We start from the raw sequence: 15,289 nt of genomic DNA, 5'->3' as shown, positions 1-15,289 counted from the left end.
TCAATAATATTGGCATGGAGATGGATCATGGGCCTCGCACAATATGCGGATGATGGGCTGTTTGCACCGCGCAAGATTGCCGATGCTTTCCGCACGACCAGTGAGGAGATTGCTCGCACCGCCGGTCTCGGCAAGGATGCCATCCAGCGCAAGGATCGCATCCGTTCCGACAAGACGCAGCGACGCCTGCGCGAAATGATCGAAGTCGTCAACAAGGCCGAACCCCGCTTCGGCTCGGCGCTGATGGCCTATGCCTGGTATCGCTCCGAGCCCTTATCCGGCTTTTCGGGCCAGACAGCAATGCAGCTGGTCCGCGACGGACGGGCCGACGAGGTCATGGATTATATCGATGCGATCGACGCCGGCGTTCACGCCTAGTCGCTTATGATGCGCTACCAAGGAAAGCTCTACCGTGCGCTGAACCCGGTCTATGCGCGCCAGCCGCTTTCCGGCCGCGGCGCCGAACTCTATGGCGGTCGGTTCAATCCCAAGGGGATGCCGGCGCTCTATACGTCCCTGTCAGTTCTGACGGCGCTCCGGGAGGCCAACCAGGTCGGCAGCCTGCAGCCGACCACCCTCGTCTCCTACGAGGCCGAGATCGAGCGCGTCTTCGACGTCAGGGATGAGACCGCCCTTCAGGCGTTCGGAATGGACGCTGCAGCGATTACCGGGGCGAGCTGGCGCGACGAGATGAAGGTGAATGGAGAAGCAACAACGCAGACCTTTGCGCGCCGGCTGGTGTCCGACGGCTATCACGGACTGCTGGTCAGAAGTTTTGCTCCCGCGGCCAGAATCGACGATCTCAATCTCGTGCTGTGGTTATGGAGCGAGAAAGCTCCCTGCCGCCTGACCCTGATCGACGACGAAGGCAGATTGTCCTGACCGCGTGGCGCGACCAGCGCCGGCTATGTAACCGGCGCTGATCGTCTATTGGTCTCTCAAGCGGCACGGACCTTGCTCGGCCGCGCCCATTCCGGCAGCCAGTCGCCATGAGTGGCAAGCAGCTCATCCACCAGCGACCAGATCTGGTCGAGGTCGAGTTCGGCAGCCGTGTGCGGGTCCATCATCGCCGCATGATAGATATGCTCGGGGTTCTCCGTCATCAGTGCCTGGACCGTCAGTTCCTGGACATTGATGTTGGTGCGCATCAGCGCGGTCAGCTGCGGCGGCAGGTCACCGATATAGGTCGGCTGGATGCCGGAGGAATCGACAAGGCACGGCACTTCGGCGGCGCAATTGGCCGGAAGCGAGGTAATGCAGCCATTGTTGCGGACATTGCCGTAGATGACCGAGGGTTCGCCGGTCCAGACCGAATTGATGATCGAGGAGGCATATTCCTTTGATGACTGGACCTCGATCTTCTCGGCGGAGCGATAGGTTTCCGCCTGCCCTTTCCAGCGGGCAATCTGCTCGATGCAGCGCTTGGGATATTCGTCGAGCGGCACGCCGAATTTCTCGATCAGGTCCTCGCGACCTTCCTTGATGAAATAGGGCGTGTATTCGGCGAAATGTTCGGAACTCTCGGTGACGAAGTAGCCAAGACGCGTCAGCATCTCGTAACGCACCTTGTTGGGGCAACGCGGGTTCCAGCCGGGCTTCGGCGCACGTCCCTCACGATAGGCGCGCACGAGATCGGGATAGAGGTTCTTGTAGGAACCATCCGGCTGACGATGCTCAAACTTCAGATAGAAGGCCATGTGATTGATGCCGGCCGAGCGGTAGCGGATTTCCTCGTAGGGAATGTCGAGGTCGTGGGCGAGTTCCATTGCCGTGCCCTGCACGGAGTGGCAGAGACCGACCTGCTTGATGTCAGGATATTTCTCTGAGATCGCCCAGGTATTGATCGCCATCGGGTTTACATATTGCAGCATGATGGCGTTCGGGCAGACGGCGCGCATGTCCTCGCAGATCTTCCAGAGATGCGGCACGGTTCTGAGACCGCGCATAATGCCGCCGACGCCGAGCGTATCGGCGATCGTCTGGCGCAGGCCGTATTTCTTCGGCACTTCGAAGTCCGTCACCGTACAGGGCTCGTACCCGCCGATCTGGAAAGCGACGACGACGAAATCGGCACCCGACAGCGCCTTGCGCTGGTCGCCATAGGTTTCCGCCTTCGCCTTCACGCCAAGCGTCGAGATCAGCTTGTTGACGACGATGGCGCTTTCTTCAAGGCGCTGCGGGTTGATATCCATCAACGCGATCGTGGCGCCTGACAGCGCCGGACGCTGCAGGATGTCGCCAACGATGTTCTTCATGAAAACGGTGGAGCCAGCTCCGATGAACGCTATTCTGGGATTTGCCATATGAACCTCCGGCATTCTGAAATCAGGCTACGTCGAAAGCGGCTTTGACGAGCCGTTCGGTGTAGGGTGTCTTGGGGTTGGAAAGGACTTCGTTGACAGGGCCCTCTTCCATGATCTTGCCGTGCTGCATGACGATGACACGGTGGCAGAGGGCGCGCACGACCTTCAGGTCATGCGAAATGAAGAGATAGCTGAGGCCCCGCTCATCCTGCAGCTTGCGCAGCAGTTCGATGATCTGCGCCTGAACCGACAGGTCGAGCGCCGAGGTCGGCTCGTCGAGCAGGATGAATTCCGGCTCCAGCGCAATTGCCCGCGCGATGGCGATGCGCTGGCGCTGGCCGCCGGAGAATTCATGCGGGAAGCGTGAGAGGATATTGCCGGGCATACCGGCGGCAATCAGCGCCTCGCGGACGCGGTCCAGGCGTTCGGCCTTGTTGGTACCGAGTTTGTTGACAACCAGCCCTTCCTCGATGATCTGGCCGATCGTCATACGCGGATTAAGCGATGAAAAGGGATCCTGGAAGACGACCTGCATGCGCGAGCGAAGGGGTCGCATTTCCGCCCGCGACTTGCCGTGGATTGGCTGTCGATCGAAATAGATTTCGCCATTATCCGTATCGTTGAGTCTCAGAATAGCCTGGCCGAAGGTCGTCTTGCCCGAGCCGGATTCACCGACGAGACCCAGCGTCTCGTGCCGCCGCAGGGTGAGATTGAGGCTGTCGACGGCGACCAGCTCACGCAATTGCGGCCGGAAGAAACCGCCATGGCGCATCATGAAGGAGACACGCACCCCACGGGCGTCGAGAATGATATCCGATCCCTCCGGTAGTGGATTGGCCTGGCCGCGCGGCTCGGATGCCAGGAGATGCTTGGTATAGGGATGCTGCGGATTGGCGAAGAGCTGCTCGGTTATATTGTGCTCGCGCATCTCGCCATGCTGCATCACGTAGACATAGTCGGAGAACTTGCGCACGACCGTCAGGTCATGAGTGATGAGGATCACCGCCATCCGCAACTCCGTCTGCAGATTGCGGATGAGATTGAGGATCTGCGCCTGGACGGTGACGTCGAGCGCCGTCGTCGGCTCGTCGGCGATCAGGACATCGGGATCATTGGCAAGCGCCATGGCGATCATAACACGCTGCCGCTGGCCGCCCGAGAGCTGGTGCGGATATTGCCGCAGCCGCGCTTCAGGATCGGGGATCTGCACCTGCTTCAAGAGTTCCAGCGCCTTGGCATCGGCCTGCTTGCGGCTCATCTTGCGGTGGACGCGGATTGCCTCGACGATCTGGCTGCCGATCGTATAGATCGGGTTCAGCGAACTCATCGGCTCTTGGAAGATCATCGAGATCCGGTCGCCGCGCAGCTTGCGGCGAGCCTTCTCGGAGAATTTCAGGATGTTGGCACCGTCATATTCGACGCTCGAGCGCGGCGAGATGACCGCACGCTTGGACAGCAGCCCCATGACGGTGCGCGCCGTCACCGACTTGCCGGAACCGGACTCGCCAACGATGGCGATGGTTTCGCCGCGGTAGAGCTGGAAGGAAATATCCTTCACGGCCTCGACGGTGCCGTGCTCGACCTTGAAATTCACGCCGATATTGCGCGCGTCGATAACAGGACTTTCCTTGCGTCCGTCATGGTCGTGACGGACGGGCGGGGCGAAGGAACTTACGAGAGCAAGAGCCATCTTCATCACCTCAATAGGGATCGACCGCATCGCGCAGACCGTCGCCCAGCGCATTGAACGCAAAGACGGTGATCAGCACGAAGGCGACGGGGGCGAGAATCCAGGGATATGTTCCGATGACGGAATAGTTCGCCGTATCCTGCAGCATCAGGCCCCAGGAAATCAGCGGCGGCTTCACGGCAAAGCCGAGGAAGCCGAGGAAGGATTCGAGCAGCACGACGCTCGGAATGTGGATGGTGACGGCGACGATCACGTGGCTCATCACGTTCGGGAAAATATGCTGGAAGATGATGCGCCGGTCGGTGGCGCCAACCGCCATCGCCGCCCGTACATATTCGATGCGCGCCAGCGCCAGCGTCTTGCCGCGCACCTCGCGCGACATCTGCGCCCAGCCAAGCGCCGACATGACGAAGATCACGAAGGCGAGGAAAACATTGGTCGGCGCGGTGATCGGGATCAGCGACGTCAGCGCCAGATAGAGCGGCAATTGCGGGAAGGCGAGCACCAGCTCGACGAAACGCTGCACCCAGACATCGAAGGCGCCGCCGTAATAACCCGAGACCATGCCGACGGTGGTACCGACGACCGTGACGATAAAGACCACTGTCAGTGCGATCATCAGCGAGATGCGCGAGCCGATGATGGCGCGCGACAGGACGTCACGACCGAACTTGTCGGTGCCGAGGAAATGCACCGGCTGGCCATCGACCGTGCCGAAGAAATGGCGATTGGCCGGGATGAGACCGAGTAGATTGTAGTCCGCCCCCCTGACGAAGAAGCCGAGCAGACGCGGATTGTCATAATCCAGGCCGACGACCGGCTGGAAGGTAACCGGATCGAGTTCTTCGGAATCCGCCAGCGCATAGACGCGCGGCCAGACAAGATTGCCTTCCTTATCATGGATGCTGATGAGCTGCGGCGGCGCGAATCCGACATCGGTCGCCTTTGGATCCAATGGCGCAATGAAATCGGCAAATATCGCCATGATGATCAGCAGGCCGACAAGGATGAGGCCGATCATGCCGGTCCAGGAGCGCCGCAGGCGGCGCCAGACCAGCGCCATATAGCTCTCATTGCCGTGGCCGCTATTCTTGACTGCCTCTTCATGCGGCGGGGGTGGGGAAGAGTCGAAGGCAAACATATCAGGCTCCTCCATATTGACGGACCCGAGGATCGAGCATGACAAGCAGCATATCGGCGATAATGTTGCCGACGATCAGCGTTGCCGACAGCACCAGCATGAAGGTGGCGGTGACATAGACATCACCGATCGCCATGGAGCCGACGATGGCCGGACCAACGGTCGGCAGGGCAAAGATGATCGCGGTTTCGATCTCGCCGGTCAGCATGTAGGGAAGCACGACGCCCTGATACATGACGAGCGGATGCAGCGCGTTCGGAACGGCATGGCGCATGACGACCGCGCCACCCGAGAGCCCCTTGGCACGTGCCGTCTCAACATATTGGGCATTCAGCGTATCGAGCAGGTTGCCGCGCATGACGCGCATATTGTAGGCGAGCCCGCCGAAGGTAGCGATTGCAACGACCGGCCAGACGTGGCTGACGAGATCCATGAATTTCGCCCAGGACCACGGCGCCCCGCCATATTGCGGCGAGAAGAAGCTGCCGATTTCCGTGACGTTGAACTGGAAGACCAGCAGGTAGACGATGATCAGCGCCATCAGAAAGCGCGGTACCGTCATGCCGAGGAAGGCGACACCCGAGAGCAGGTTGTCGATCCAGCTATATTGGCGAGTCGCCGCCCATATGCCGAAGCTGATACCGAGGATCGATGCGAAGATGTGGCAGACCAGCGCCAGGGCCAGTGTGCGCGGCAGGCGCTCGCCGACCACATCGGCAACCGGCTTGTTGTAGAACATGCTGTAGCCAAAATCGCCTTCGGTCACGATGCCCTTGATCCAGTTCACGTACTGGATGACCAGCGGCTTATTAAGTCCATGTTCGACGCGGTAGGCCTCGGCCTGCGCATCAGCCTGAGCGAAGGAGGCTCCGCCCTGATTGATCAGCTGCGAGCGGATATAGTCGGCATAGTCGCCGGGCGGCGCCTGGATGATGGCAAAGGTCACCACGCTCAGGATGAAGAGGACGGGGATCGCCGAAGCGATGCGCATGAGCAGGAATCGTAACATCGAACGGTTCGCTTCTCCTTGCCGCCAGTCGCTCGTCTCCAGCGCGGCCGGCTCGTTGATTCTGACCGGCCGCGCGCTGCACGCGCGGCCGGAAGTTTCGTCTTTCGGGAGGGAGCTCTTAGTTTACGGGACCCTTGTCTCCGGGCTTGCCGGGAAGCTGACCAGGGAAGAGTTCGTACTTGCCCTGCTTGTCAGCAGCCACCCAGAGGCGTTCGCGGATGACGGAGTCTTCAGCCCAGTTGAACATCATGATCGGCGTGCCCTCAGGGATGTTCGAAAAGCGCTTGTTGATAATCAGCGCGCCCGGATATTCCGTGAGGCCGACCGTATCGACATGTTCGGTCGCGGTCTTCTGGTACTGCTTCATGAGCGCGACACGTTCGTCATTGTCCTGGCTCGCACGGAACTTGTTCACAATGTCGGCAAGGTCCTTCTCGTAAGGCAGGAGATCGAGCTGGTCACCCTTGCCGGCGCGATGGTGCCAGCTGGTGCGTGGGCCGACAGCGGCAAGCTGTTCGGTATTCTGCACCACGGAGGCGAGCTCCGACGTATTACGCTGGATCAGCCAGTCGAACTGGCCGGCATAATGCGCATTGTCGCGCTTCGGACCATCAAGAGCATTGATGATGACCTTGATGCCGAGCTTCTCCATCTGGCCGACGACACCTTCGGCAAGGCTCTTGTCGGTGGCATAGCCGTTATTGACGAGAAGCACGATTTCGACGTCCTTGCCGTCTCCGGTTCCGGCCGGGAAGTTCACGAAGCCGTCGCCATCCGTATCCTTCAGGCCGACCTTAGCAAGCAGTGCCTTGGCCCCGGCAAGATCGAAAGGATAGTAAACCGTCGAATTGCGGTCATAGAAGCTGGTGCCCGAAGACAGACCGCCTGCATAGATCGCCGTGAACGGTCCCTTGACGAGAGAGTCGCCGATCGCCTTGCGGTCGAACGCCATAGTTACGGCCTTACGGAAGTCTTCATTGCGATTGAGCTCGCGGATCGCCTGGCTGCGGGCATCCGGATCACCCCAGCCATTGGCAGAGAGGTTCATGCGCAGGTTATAGCCGATGAGGCGCGGACCGAAGGCGAGACGCGCCGGAGCGGTCTTTTCGGCGGCGCGCTTCAGCGACGCCACGAAGTTTTCCGGCTGCTCGAGGTTCGAGAAGTCGGCGGAGCCGGCAACGGCCTGCACGTCACGGTCAGCCCAGGTCGAGAGCTTGTAGTGCAACTCGTTGAGATAAGGCAGCTGATTGCCCTTCTCATCGACCTTCCAGTAATAGGGGTTGCGGCGCATGACGATGATATCATCAGGCCGGTATTCGACCGGCACCCAGGCGCCCATGACCGGCATATTCATGAATTCCGGCGGGAAGGCATTCTTGAACTGGTCGTAGGTGTTCTTCGAATATTTCGGATGCTGCGGCTTGAGGATATGCGACGGCCCCGGGCAGAAGTTCGGATAGGCCATCGTATAGAGATACTGCTTCGGGAAGGCTTCCTTGAAGGTCCATTCGACCGTGTAGTCGTCGATCTTCGTGAGCGTGGTTCCCTCGCCGAAAGCCTCCGGCGACGCACCGCCGCCGAGCGGCGAGACGTTCGGATCGATGACTTCGTCTTCCCAATAGAACATGATGTCATCGGCATTGAATGGCGCCCCGTCTGACCACTTGGCGCCTTCCACCAGATGCATGGTCAGCTTGTGGCCGTCCTGCGACCATTCCCAGCCCTTGGCAAGGTTCGGCAGCGGCTCGGTATCCTTGGCCTCGACCTGGAAGAGCGGCGCGGTGCGCGTCAGGCATTCGGAGAGGCCGATATCGATGCCACCCCAGCCCTGTGTCTGGCCGGCACCGTAATTCCAGCCTTCCGGCCGGCCGCCGATCACATGGCGCATCGTATCGCCGTAGACGCCGGTGCCATCAGGCATATTTTCGGTCTTGAAGACCATTGGTTCCTTTGGAAGGCGATCCTTGACTGCCGGAAGCTTGCCGGTGGCGACGAAGTTTTTCGTCAGCCAGTCCGGCTCGTGATATTCCGGCAGCGCCTTGAACTCCAGAATGGAGTCGCGGGACACATATTTGATCTTGCCTTCCGCCGGGAACGCGGGCGGAGCCGGAGGTACTGTCGGCTCGGATGCGTAGGCATTGATGGCGGCGACTGAAACGCCAAGCGCCAGTCCTGCCAGGATGCCGATCTTACGGAAATTCGTCATCGTCTCTCCCTCTTGTTCGGAGCGCTTGCAGCGTCTCCGCTTCTCCTCAAACGGCGATGGAAAAAGCCTCGGTGCGGCGGATCTTCCTCCCGAAGACCCTGCCGCAGCTTCCTCCATCCACGACTTAAACGGCCTGCTTCAGCGCCGCCTTTTCGACGCGAAGTTCTTCAATGGAGCGAACATTGCGGCGTGCAGCCCCTTCCCACTCCCTCGTCTTGACCTTTGAATTCGCCAGCCGCTCCTTGGCAGCCGGCACGGCATCGGCATATTGCGGCAGCCAGCGGGCCTGGGCGACGACCATTTCGTCGACCATCTGCCAGACCTCCTCCGGCGTCGAGACGGCGCCGACCAGCGGATCGTGCAACACCGCGAGCTTCAGGAGATCGATATCGCCTGATATTGCCGCATGCACCGACATGCGCTGGACATTGATCGACGAGATACAGGTCGCCGCACAGGCTTCCGGAATGGTGATGCCGGAGACCATGTTAATGCCGAAACGATCGACGAAGCCCGGCGACTCGATGATGGCATCGGATGGCAGGTTGGTAATGACGCCGGTATTCTTGACGTTGAAATGGCCGCGATAGACCCGGCCGGTCTCCAGCGCCTCGAGGATGTGGCTCGCGTGTTCGTTGGAGCGCTTGGCCGGATCGATCGGCTTTTCGGCCGAAGCGAGGAATTGCGGGAATTCCGTCTCGAACCAGTTGCGGGTCTCGGTCGAGTGGCGCAGATAGCCGCCGGTTTCGCCGTGGATCCAGTCGGACATGTCGATCCAGCGGGTAATTTCGTCCGGCCGCTTGCGGTACCAGGGCAGGTATTCGGAGAGATGGCCGTTGCTCTCGGTCGAATAGACGCCGAAGCGCTTCAGCACGTCGATGCGCAGCTTCTCCTGCTGCGAATAGACCGGGTGCGCCTCGAAGGCAGCAATCAGCTCGTCCTTGCCGATCTTGCGGCCGTTGAGGCGCAGATCGACGAACCAGGTCTGGTGATTGATACCCGAGCAGATGTAGTCAAGCTCGCCTTGCGACTTGGCGCCGAGCACTTCGGCAATCTGCTCCGCACCATGCTGAACGCCGTGGCAGAGGCCGACCGTGTCGACCTTGCCATATTCGATGGCCGCCCAGGTATTCATCGCCATCGGGTTCGCGTAGTTCAGGAACTTCGCACCCGGTGCTGCGACCTCCCGGATATCCTTGCAGAAGTCGAGGATGACCGGAATGTTGCGCTGACCGTAAAGAATGCCGCCGGCGCAGATCGTATCGCCGACACACTGGTCGATGCCGTATTTCAGGGGAATTCTGATATCGTCGGCATAGGCTTCCAGCCCGCCGACGCGCACGCAACTGATGATATAACGTGCGCCTTCAAGCGCCTTGCGGCGATCCGTCGTCGCTGTCACCTTGGTCGGCAACTTGTTTGCCTCGACGATCTTGTCGAGAATTGCCTTGATCATCTGGAGGTTATGCTCGCTGAGGTCGGTCAGCGCGAATTCGATGTCCTTGAATTCCGGCACGCAGAGAATGTCCGTGAAGAGCTTCTTTGTGAAGCCGACGCTGCCTGCCCCGATAATAGCGATTTTGAAACTCATATCCTTCACCTCGATCCGATCAAATGCTAGGTAGAAAGGCGGTTAGGGAGGGCTGGTCGGCACGCCTTGCGTATGTCGTCCAAAATACAGAAAATGGTGCCTGTATTCCTCCCGGCCGTTCTTTCGACCGTGATCTCTTCCTCTTGTGAGACGGGATTATGCCCATATTCGGCAGGGCGGCCAGAGAAGGATTATGCTTTCGAGGGTAATTTTGTGCTGCAGGAATTGATCGCCAACGGACAGTCGATGAGGACGGTTTCGCTGCCACGCGGACGCCAGCGTCTGCACGCCATGCCGACGAGCGCCGGATATGAGGTGCGCGAGGCCGAAACCTATGACTGGGACGGCAGAAAGCGCGGCCAGACGCCGTTCACGGTGCTGCAGCATACGATCAGCGGCACCGGCCGTCTGCGCTACCAGAACCGCAACTACAAGCTCCAGAGCGGCGATACGATGATGGTGATGGTGCCCCACAATCACCGCTACTGGCTCGAAAAGGGCGAGCGCTGGGAATATTTCTGGATCTCGATGAACGGCGAGGAGACGCTGCGCATCCACAAGATGGTGCTGGCTTTAGCAGGGCCGGTGCTGAAACTGCAGCAATCGACCGTCGATCATCTGGCCGATTGCAGCCTGCGTCTCGTCAGGGGTGCAAACACGCCGGGCTCCGCCTCGGCGATCGCCTACGAAGCCGCCATGGCGTTGTACGACGACATCTTCGGAGCGCCGGCCTTCATGGCCGAACAGAGCGTCATGCAGCCCGTGATCGACCATATCAATATCAATCTGGAAAAAACGCTCCCGGTCAGCGAGCTTGCGGCGATCGTCGGTTTGAGCCGCGCGCATTTCTCCCGCAGCTTTGCGGAAAGCGAAGGTGTGCCGCCCGCCGAATATGTCCTGCAGCAACGGTTGCAGCGCGCCGCAAAGCTGTTGACCAAGGCGGACTTCCTTCCGGTCAAGGAAGTCTCGATCATGTGCGGCTTCGAGGATGCGAACTATTTCGCCAAGGTCTTCCGGCGCGTTTATGGCATCACGCCAACCGAATTCCGCACGACAGGCATGTATGCGAGCATCGGCCGCAGCCGGTAGGGGTTGGAAACCGATCGGATTATCCGGCAAACGCCCACGCGCTATCAAAGTTTAAGGGGGCGGCATTTTGTGGCGTCATGTCGAACCGCGACGTGCGGGTTGCCTAAACTAACCGGCATGTCGAACGCAATCTGCACGATCGTGTCGATGGGAATGTCAGTACTATCGCCGGCGCCGCACATGCTCGACCAGGGCACGCAGCTTCGGGGCGAGATTCCGCCGGTTGGGAAAGTAGAGGAAAAAGCCTGCGAACGACGGGCAATACTCTTGCAGAAGAGGCACCAGTTCGCCGGATGAGACATAAGGCCTGAAGGTCTCTTCCATGCCAAACGTGATGCCTCCCCCCGCCCGGGCCGTGCGGATCATCAACCACATGTCATTGGTGGTGATCTGAGGATTCACCGCCACATCGAACTCACGTCCATTCTCGCCAAACTCCCAACGATAAGGTGCGGTATGGGGTGCGGGACGCCAGCCGATACAGCGATGCTGGGCCAGTTCCGAGGGATGCGAGGGCTTCCCGAAACGCTCGAGATAGGAAGGCGCGGCAAACGCGCACTGACGTTGCTCGCCGGATGCCGGGACGGCGATCATATCTTGGTCGATCACTTCGCCCAGCCGCACCCCCGCGTCATATCCCTCCGCCACGATGTCGAATTCCTCGTCCGTGACGGTCACATCGATCTGAACGGCAGGATAGGCGTCAGCAAAGCCCGACAGCAGCGGTCCTGAGATGAACCGCTCCGCAATCGAGGACACTGCCAACCGCAAAAGGCCGTTCGGAGCGATGTCCTGATCGGCGGTGGCCTCAAGGGCTAGACCGACCTCGGAAATGGCCGGCGCCACGCGCTGATAAAGTTGCTCGCCAGCTTCCGTCAAGCTGACGCTCCGTGTCGTTCGCTGAACGAGTGCCACGCCGAGCCGATCTTCGAGGCGACGGATCGTCTGGCTCACCGCTGGCCGCGTAACACCCAGATGCTCGGCGGCCGCGCGGAAACTCTTCGCCTCTGCGACGGCCAGAAAAACAGAGATGCCATTCAGATCTACAGCCATTGGTTAGATGAAGTTACCAGAGTGGTTATGATTGGGCAAGTTGTCCGCTCTTTTGGGAGCCTGTACGTTTGGCTCGGTAAATTGGAGATGGCAGACAAGATGATGCTGGATAACTACAAGCTGCTGGGCCGTTCGGGCCTGCGCGTTTCGCCCATGAGCCTGGGCACCATGACCTTCGGATCGGAATGGGGTTGGGGTGCCGACAGTGCCGAAGCCCATCGTATCTTTGATCTGTATGTCGATCGGGGCGGCAACTTCATCGATACTTCGGTGAACTATACCAACGGCGGCGCCGAACGCCTCCTCGGAGAATTCGTCAGCGACAAGCGTGAGCGGCTCGTCATCGCGACAAAGTTCACGATGTCACGCGAGCCCGGCAACCCCAATGCGGGCGGAAACCATCGCCTCAACATAATACGGTCTGCCGAGCAGAGCCTCAGACAACTCGGCACGGATCGCATCGATCTCTTCTATCTGCATGGATGGGACATGACGACCCAGCCGGATGAGGTGATGCGCGCCCTCGACGATCTCGTTCGGTCGGGAAAGATCCTCTATCTCGGCATCTGCAATACGCCCGCATGGCGGGTCGCGCAAATGCAGACGCTCGCAGACATGCGCGGGTGGTCGCCCTTCGTCGCGCTCCAGATCGAGTACAGTCTTGTGGAACGCACCGTCGAGCACGAGCTCCTGCCGATGGCCGCAGCCTTGGGCCTCGGCGTCCTTCCGTGGTCCCCGCTAGGGGGCGGCGTGCTGACCGGCAAATACTCCCGAGCGGACGTTCAGGATTCACGAGAGGCAGCCGTGTCCCCCAGCCGCAAGGGCGTTATCGCTTCGTCCGGGCATCTGAACGAGCGCTCGATCGAGATTGCGCACGAGGTTCGCGCGGTTGCCGAGGAAGTGGGGTCGACACCGTCCCGGGTGGCCCTTGCATGGACACTGGCGAACCCCTCGGTTGTGTCCCCCATCATGGGCGCCCGCACCGTTGCCCAGGCAGAGGACAATCTCGGCGCTTTGGACGTGGTGCTGTCGCCAGACCACCTCGATCGTCTGAACCGGGTAAGCGACCCGGATCCGATATTCCCGGCCCGTTTCGTGGAACGCCCATTGGTCCAGCAACTCATCTTCGGCGAAGCTTCAGTGGCTCGCCGCATCTGAGCAGACAAAGAGGACCAACATGCATGAAGGCGTGCGGCCAAGGCGGTCTTTCTCGCTCTTCATCAACCCGAAGAAAGGAATGATACCATGACCTTTTCCTCACTGCCTAACCACCTTGACAGGGCGTGCCGCAAATTGCTGGTCGCTTCAGCATCCCTGGCCATCATCGGACCGGCGCATGCCGAAACCGCGCCAGGCGCCGGTGTGGAAATCCAGGACACCGCCGTGGAGACACAGAACAAGGCCATCGTTCGCACGGCATTCGAGAAATGGCGTGCAGGTGGCAACGTCTTTGCCGAGCTTCTCGCGCCCGACGTCGTCTGGACAATCCACGGCTCCGGCCCGGTGGCCGGCACCTACCGCAGTCTCGAGGACTTCGTCGAGCGAGGGTCAGGGCCTCTTACTAGCCGTCTGACAACCCCCGTGTTACCGCAGGTGCATAATATCTTTGCGGATGGAGACATGGTCATCATCCGCTTCAACGGGTCGGCCACGACAACCTCCGGCGCACCTTATCGGAACCAGTTCGTTTGGATATTCCGGATGAAGGACGGCTCTGTTGTCGAGGCCGAAGCCTTTCTGGACCTCGTCGCCTACCAGCAGGTTGTCGAAAACAACGAGCCGCGTGCGCGATAGCGGTCACAGTCCGGCTGTGGTTCGGCCTCTCGCATCGCCCGCCGGACCCTGCGCACACCGCAATTCACCATCGCAACCAGAATATCAACAGGCGTTGAGGAGCCCGACCATGAGGCATGCATTTGCAGTCCTGATGACGGCCACGCTCTTGAGTCAATCCGTACAATCTGAGGAAGCCAACTTGAAGACAAACCATCCCTATACCGGCATGTGGGTGACCGACGACGGTCATGTTCGCCACGAACTTCTGCCGACCGGGCGTTATGTCGAGGCACGCGGTAGGCGCGAACGCGCCTATGAAGGGCGTTACGAAGTAACCGGCGCACATATCGAATATTGGGACGACACCGGCTTCACGGCCGATGGCGACTTCGTCGACGCAAACACCCTGCACCACGGCGGCATGGTTTTGCGCCGCCTTACGGACCGTACAAAACGCTAGCTGCGCCGTAAAAATGACATCCGCCGTTTTGGCACCGAGTTCCTCGCCTTCGTTGTCGGGGACAATCGCAAGAGCCTTGGCATGACACAGGAAGAATTTGACAAGACGTTGGAGATCGTGCGCCGCATGTGTCCAAGGGCATGCAATGCCGGTGCATCTAAAGTTCGTACCATATGCGCGGGTCTTCACCTGACTGGATCATAAGCCAGCGAAGATCCGCATCCTTCCAGTTTCGGATCGCATTTGTCCGGTTGTCGAGCACCAGGTCGCCACGATCGGTCTTGACGACCAGAACCGCATGGCCCTTGCCGGTGGGCGTCTTGGTGACGGCGATACGCAGTGCCTTCGACGACCAGCCCATCGCGATCAGGTGGTCCCGCTTCGTCAGCGCAAAATCCTCGCAATCGCCGGACTTGACGTTCACCTGCCAGACATCCCCCTGATCGGATCGGTCGTCAACCGGGCGGATCGAGCGGTTGACCGAGGTGTTGACGGCCTGAAGCTGCTTGTCGGCAGACGGGGTGAAGGGGATTTCGGAAGCCTCGCCGCGAGCAGTACACTCATCTGGATATCGCGCGCAAAACATCACATGCGCAAAAGGGGCGGCAGTCCGGCGTTTTTCGAGAATATAGCTGAATACCGGCGCCGTCTTCAAGCCGCGAGCAGCGCCAGCAGGGCCGTCGGCTTCGGCAGTCTGAACAGCTAGCAGCGATGCAAGTGTCGCAACGATTGCCAGTTTGTGCCTAGACATTTGCTACCTCCGTGCACCAGTTCATCGACCGAGGCACAAGTCAATTGCCATCGGTGAAGGAACAGTCTCGTTCGATTGGCTGGAGCTATGTCCAGGATCGATGATTTCAGGCCCATGTCTCCAGAGATGATCGTCTTTCAAATACAACCATATGAATCTGCGATGGCAGATAACAATTTAAACTAGCGCACCGGATGGCCGTTTTCAATGGCGGCGGCAA

14 protein-coding genes are annotated in these 15,289 nt (G+C 59.9%); 6 read left to right on the top strand and 8 right to left on the bottom strand.

Annotated features, from left to right (window positions below; translation table 11 throughout):
• Window positions 1–27: 27 nt before the first annotated feature.
• Window positions 28–378 (top strand): MbcA/ParS/Xre antitoxin family protein, encoded by a 351-nt coding sequence (locus AC1DUP_RS05185; protein WP_113298702.1) that lies wholly within the window; start codon window positions 28–30, stop codon window positions 376–378.
• 9 nt (window positions 379–387) lie between these two features.
• The gene (locus tag AC1DUP_RS05180; protein WP_113308956.1) at window positions 388–882 is read left to right on the top strand and encodes an RES domain-containing protein; all 495 of its coding nucleotides are present in this window, start codon (window positions 388–390) and stop codon (window positions 880–882) included.
• A gap of 56 nt (window positions 883–938) precedes the next feature.
• On the opposite strand, the gene melA (AC1DUP_RS05175) is transcribed toward AC1DUP_RS05180, so the two are convergent.
• The 6 genes from melA (AC1DUP_RS05175) to melA (AC1DUP_RS05150) all read right to left on the bottom strand — a co-directional run bounded on the left by melA (AC1DUP_RS05175) (window position 939) and on the right by melA (AC1DUP_RS05150) (window position 9,940).
• Window positions 939–2,303, bottom strand: a complete 1,365-nt coding sequence (gene melA / locus AC1DUP_RS05175; RefSeq protein ID WP_113298701.1) for an alpha-glucosidase/alpha-galactosidase — start codon at window positions 2,301–2,303, stop codon at window positions 939–941.
• 22 nt (window positions 2,304–2,325) lie between these two features.
• Window positions 2,326–3,993, bottom strand: a complete 1,668-nt coding sequence (locus tag AC1DUP_RS05170; RefSeq protein WP_113308955.1) for an ABC transporter ATP-binding protein — start codon at window positions 3,991–3,993, stop codon at window positions 2,326–2,328.
• A gap of 10 nt (window positions 3,994–4,003) precedes the next feature.
• Complete coding sequence (locus tag AC1DUP_RS05165) at window positions 4,004–5,134, bottom strand: ABC transporter permease (protein ID WP_113298700.1); 1,131 nt, start codon at window positions 5,132–5,134, stop codon at window positions 4,004–4,006.
• A 1-nt stretch (window position 5,135) separates the two neighbouring features.
• Entirely contained in the window at window positions 5,136–6,143 is a 1,008-nt protein-coding gene (locus AC1DUP_RS05160) for an ABC transporter permease (RefSeq protein ID WP_113298699.1), read from the bottom strand.
• Window positions 6,144–6,261: 118 nt separating this feature from the next.
• On the bottom strand, window positions 6,262–8,349 hold the full coding sequence (locus tag AC1DUP_RS05155) for an ABC transporter substrate-binding protein (protein ID WP_113308874.1): 2,088 nt from the start codon (window positions 8,347–8,349) through the stop codon (window positions 6,262–6,264).
• A 124-nt stretch (window positions 8,350–8,473) separates the two neighbouring features.
• The gene (gene melA / locus AC1DUP_RS05150; protein ID WP_113308873.1) at window positions 8,474–9,940 is read right to left on the bottom strand and encodes an alpha-glucosidase/alpha-galactosidase; all 1,467 of its coding nucleotides are present in this window, start codon (window positions 9,938–9,940) and stop codon (window positions 8,474–8,476) included.
• Window positions 9,941–10,153: 213 nt separating this feature from the next.
• On the opposite strand from melA (AC1DUP_RS05150), the gene AC1DUP_RS05145 reads away from it, so the two are divergent.
• Window positions 10,154–11,029 carry an AraC family transcriptional regulator gene (locus AC1DUP_RS05145; RefSeq protein ID WP_113298696.1) on the top strand — a complete coding sequence of 292 codons (876 nt, stop codon included), beginning with the start codon at window positions 10,154–10,156 and terminating at the stop codon, window positions 11,027–11,029.
• A gap of 162 nt (window positions 11,030–11,191) precedes the next feature.
• Here the strand turns inward: AC1DUP_RS05145 and AC1DUP_RS05140 are convergent, their stop codons facing one another.
• Window positions 11,192–12,082: a LysR family transcriptional regulator gene (locus AC1DUP_RS05140; RefSeq protein WP_113308872.1), complete on the bottom strand. Its 891-nt coding sequence runs from the start codon at window positions 12,080–12,082 to the stop codon at window positions 11,192–11,194.
• Window positions 12,083–12,181: 99 nt separating this feature from the next.
• Between AC1DUP_RS05140 and AC1DUP_RS05135 the strand changes: the two genes are divergently transcribed.
• The 3 genes from AC1DUP_RS05135 (at window position 12,182) to AC1DUP_RS05125 (ending at window position 14,318) form a co-directional block, all read left to right on the top strand.
• Window positions 12,182–13,240, top strand: coding sequence for an aldo/keto reductase (locus tag AC1DUP_RS05135; RefSeq protein WP_113308871.1), 1,059 nt, complete (start codon window positions 12,182–12,184; stop codon window positions 13,238–13,240).
• A gap of 87 nt (window positions 13,241–13,327) precedes the next feature.
• Entirely contained in the window at window positions 13,328–13,876 is a 549-nt protein-coding gene (locus AC1DUP_RS05130; protein WP_113308870.1) for a nuclear transport factor 2 family protein, read from the top strand.
• Between the two features lie 109 nt (window positions 13,877–13,985).
• Window positions 13,986–14,318, top strand: a complete 333-nt coding sequence (locus AC1DUP_RS05125) for an Atu4866 domain-containing protein (protein ID WP_113308869.1) — start codon at window positions 13,986–13,988, stop codon at window positions 14,316–14,318.
• 157 nt (window positions 14,319–14,475) lie between these two features.
• Here AC1DUP_RS05125 and AC1DUP_RS05120 read toward each other — a convergent pair whose 3' ends face one another.
• Window positions 14,476–15,069: a transglutaminase-like cysteine peptidase gene (locus AC1DUP_RS05120; protein WP_113308868.1), complete on the bottom strand. Its 594-nt coding sequence runs from the start codon at window positions 15,067–15,069 to the stop codon at window positions 14,476–14,478.
• Window positions 15,070–15,289 lie beyond the last annotated feature (220 nt).

It is taken from the genome of Rhizobium sp. 01L419, from assembly GCF_056400025.1.
This window is presented reverse-complemented; position numbering and strand designations above follow the sequence as displayed.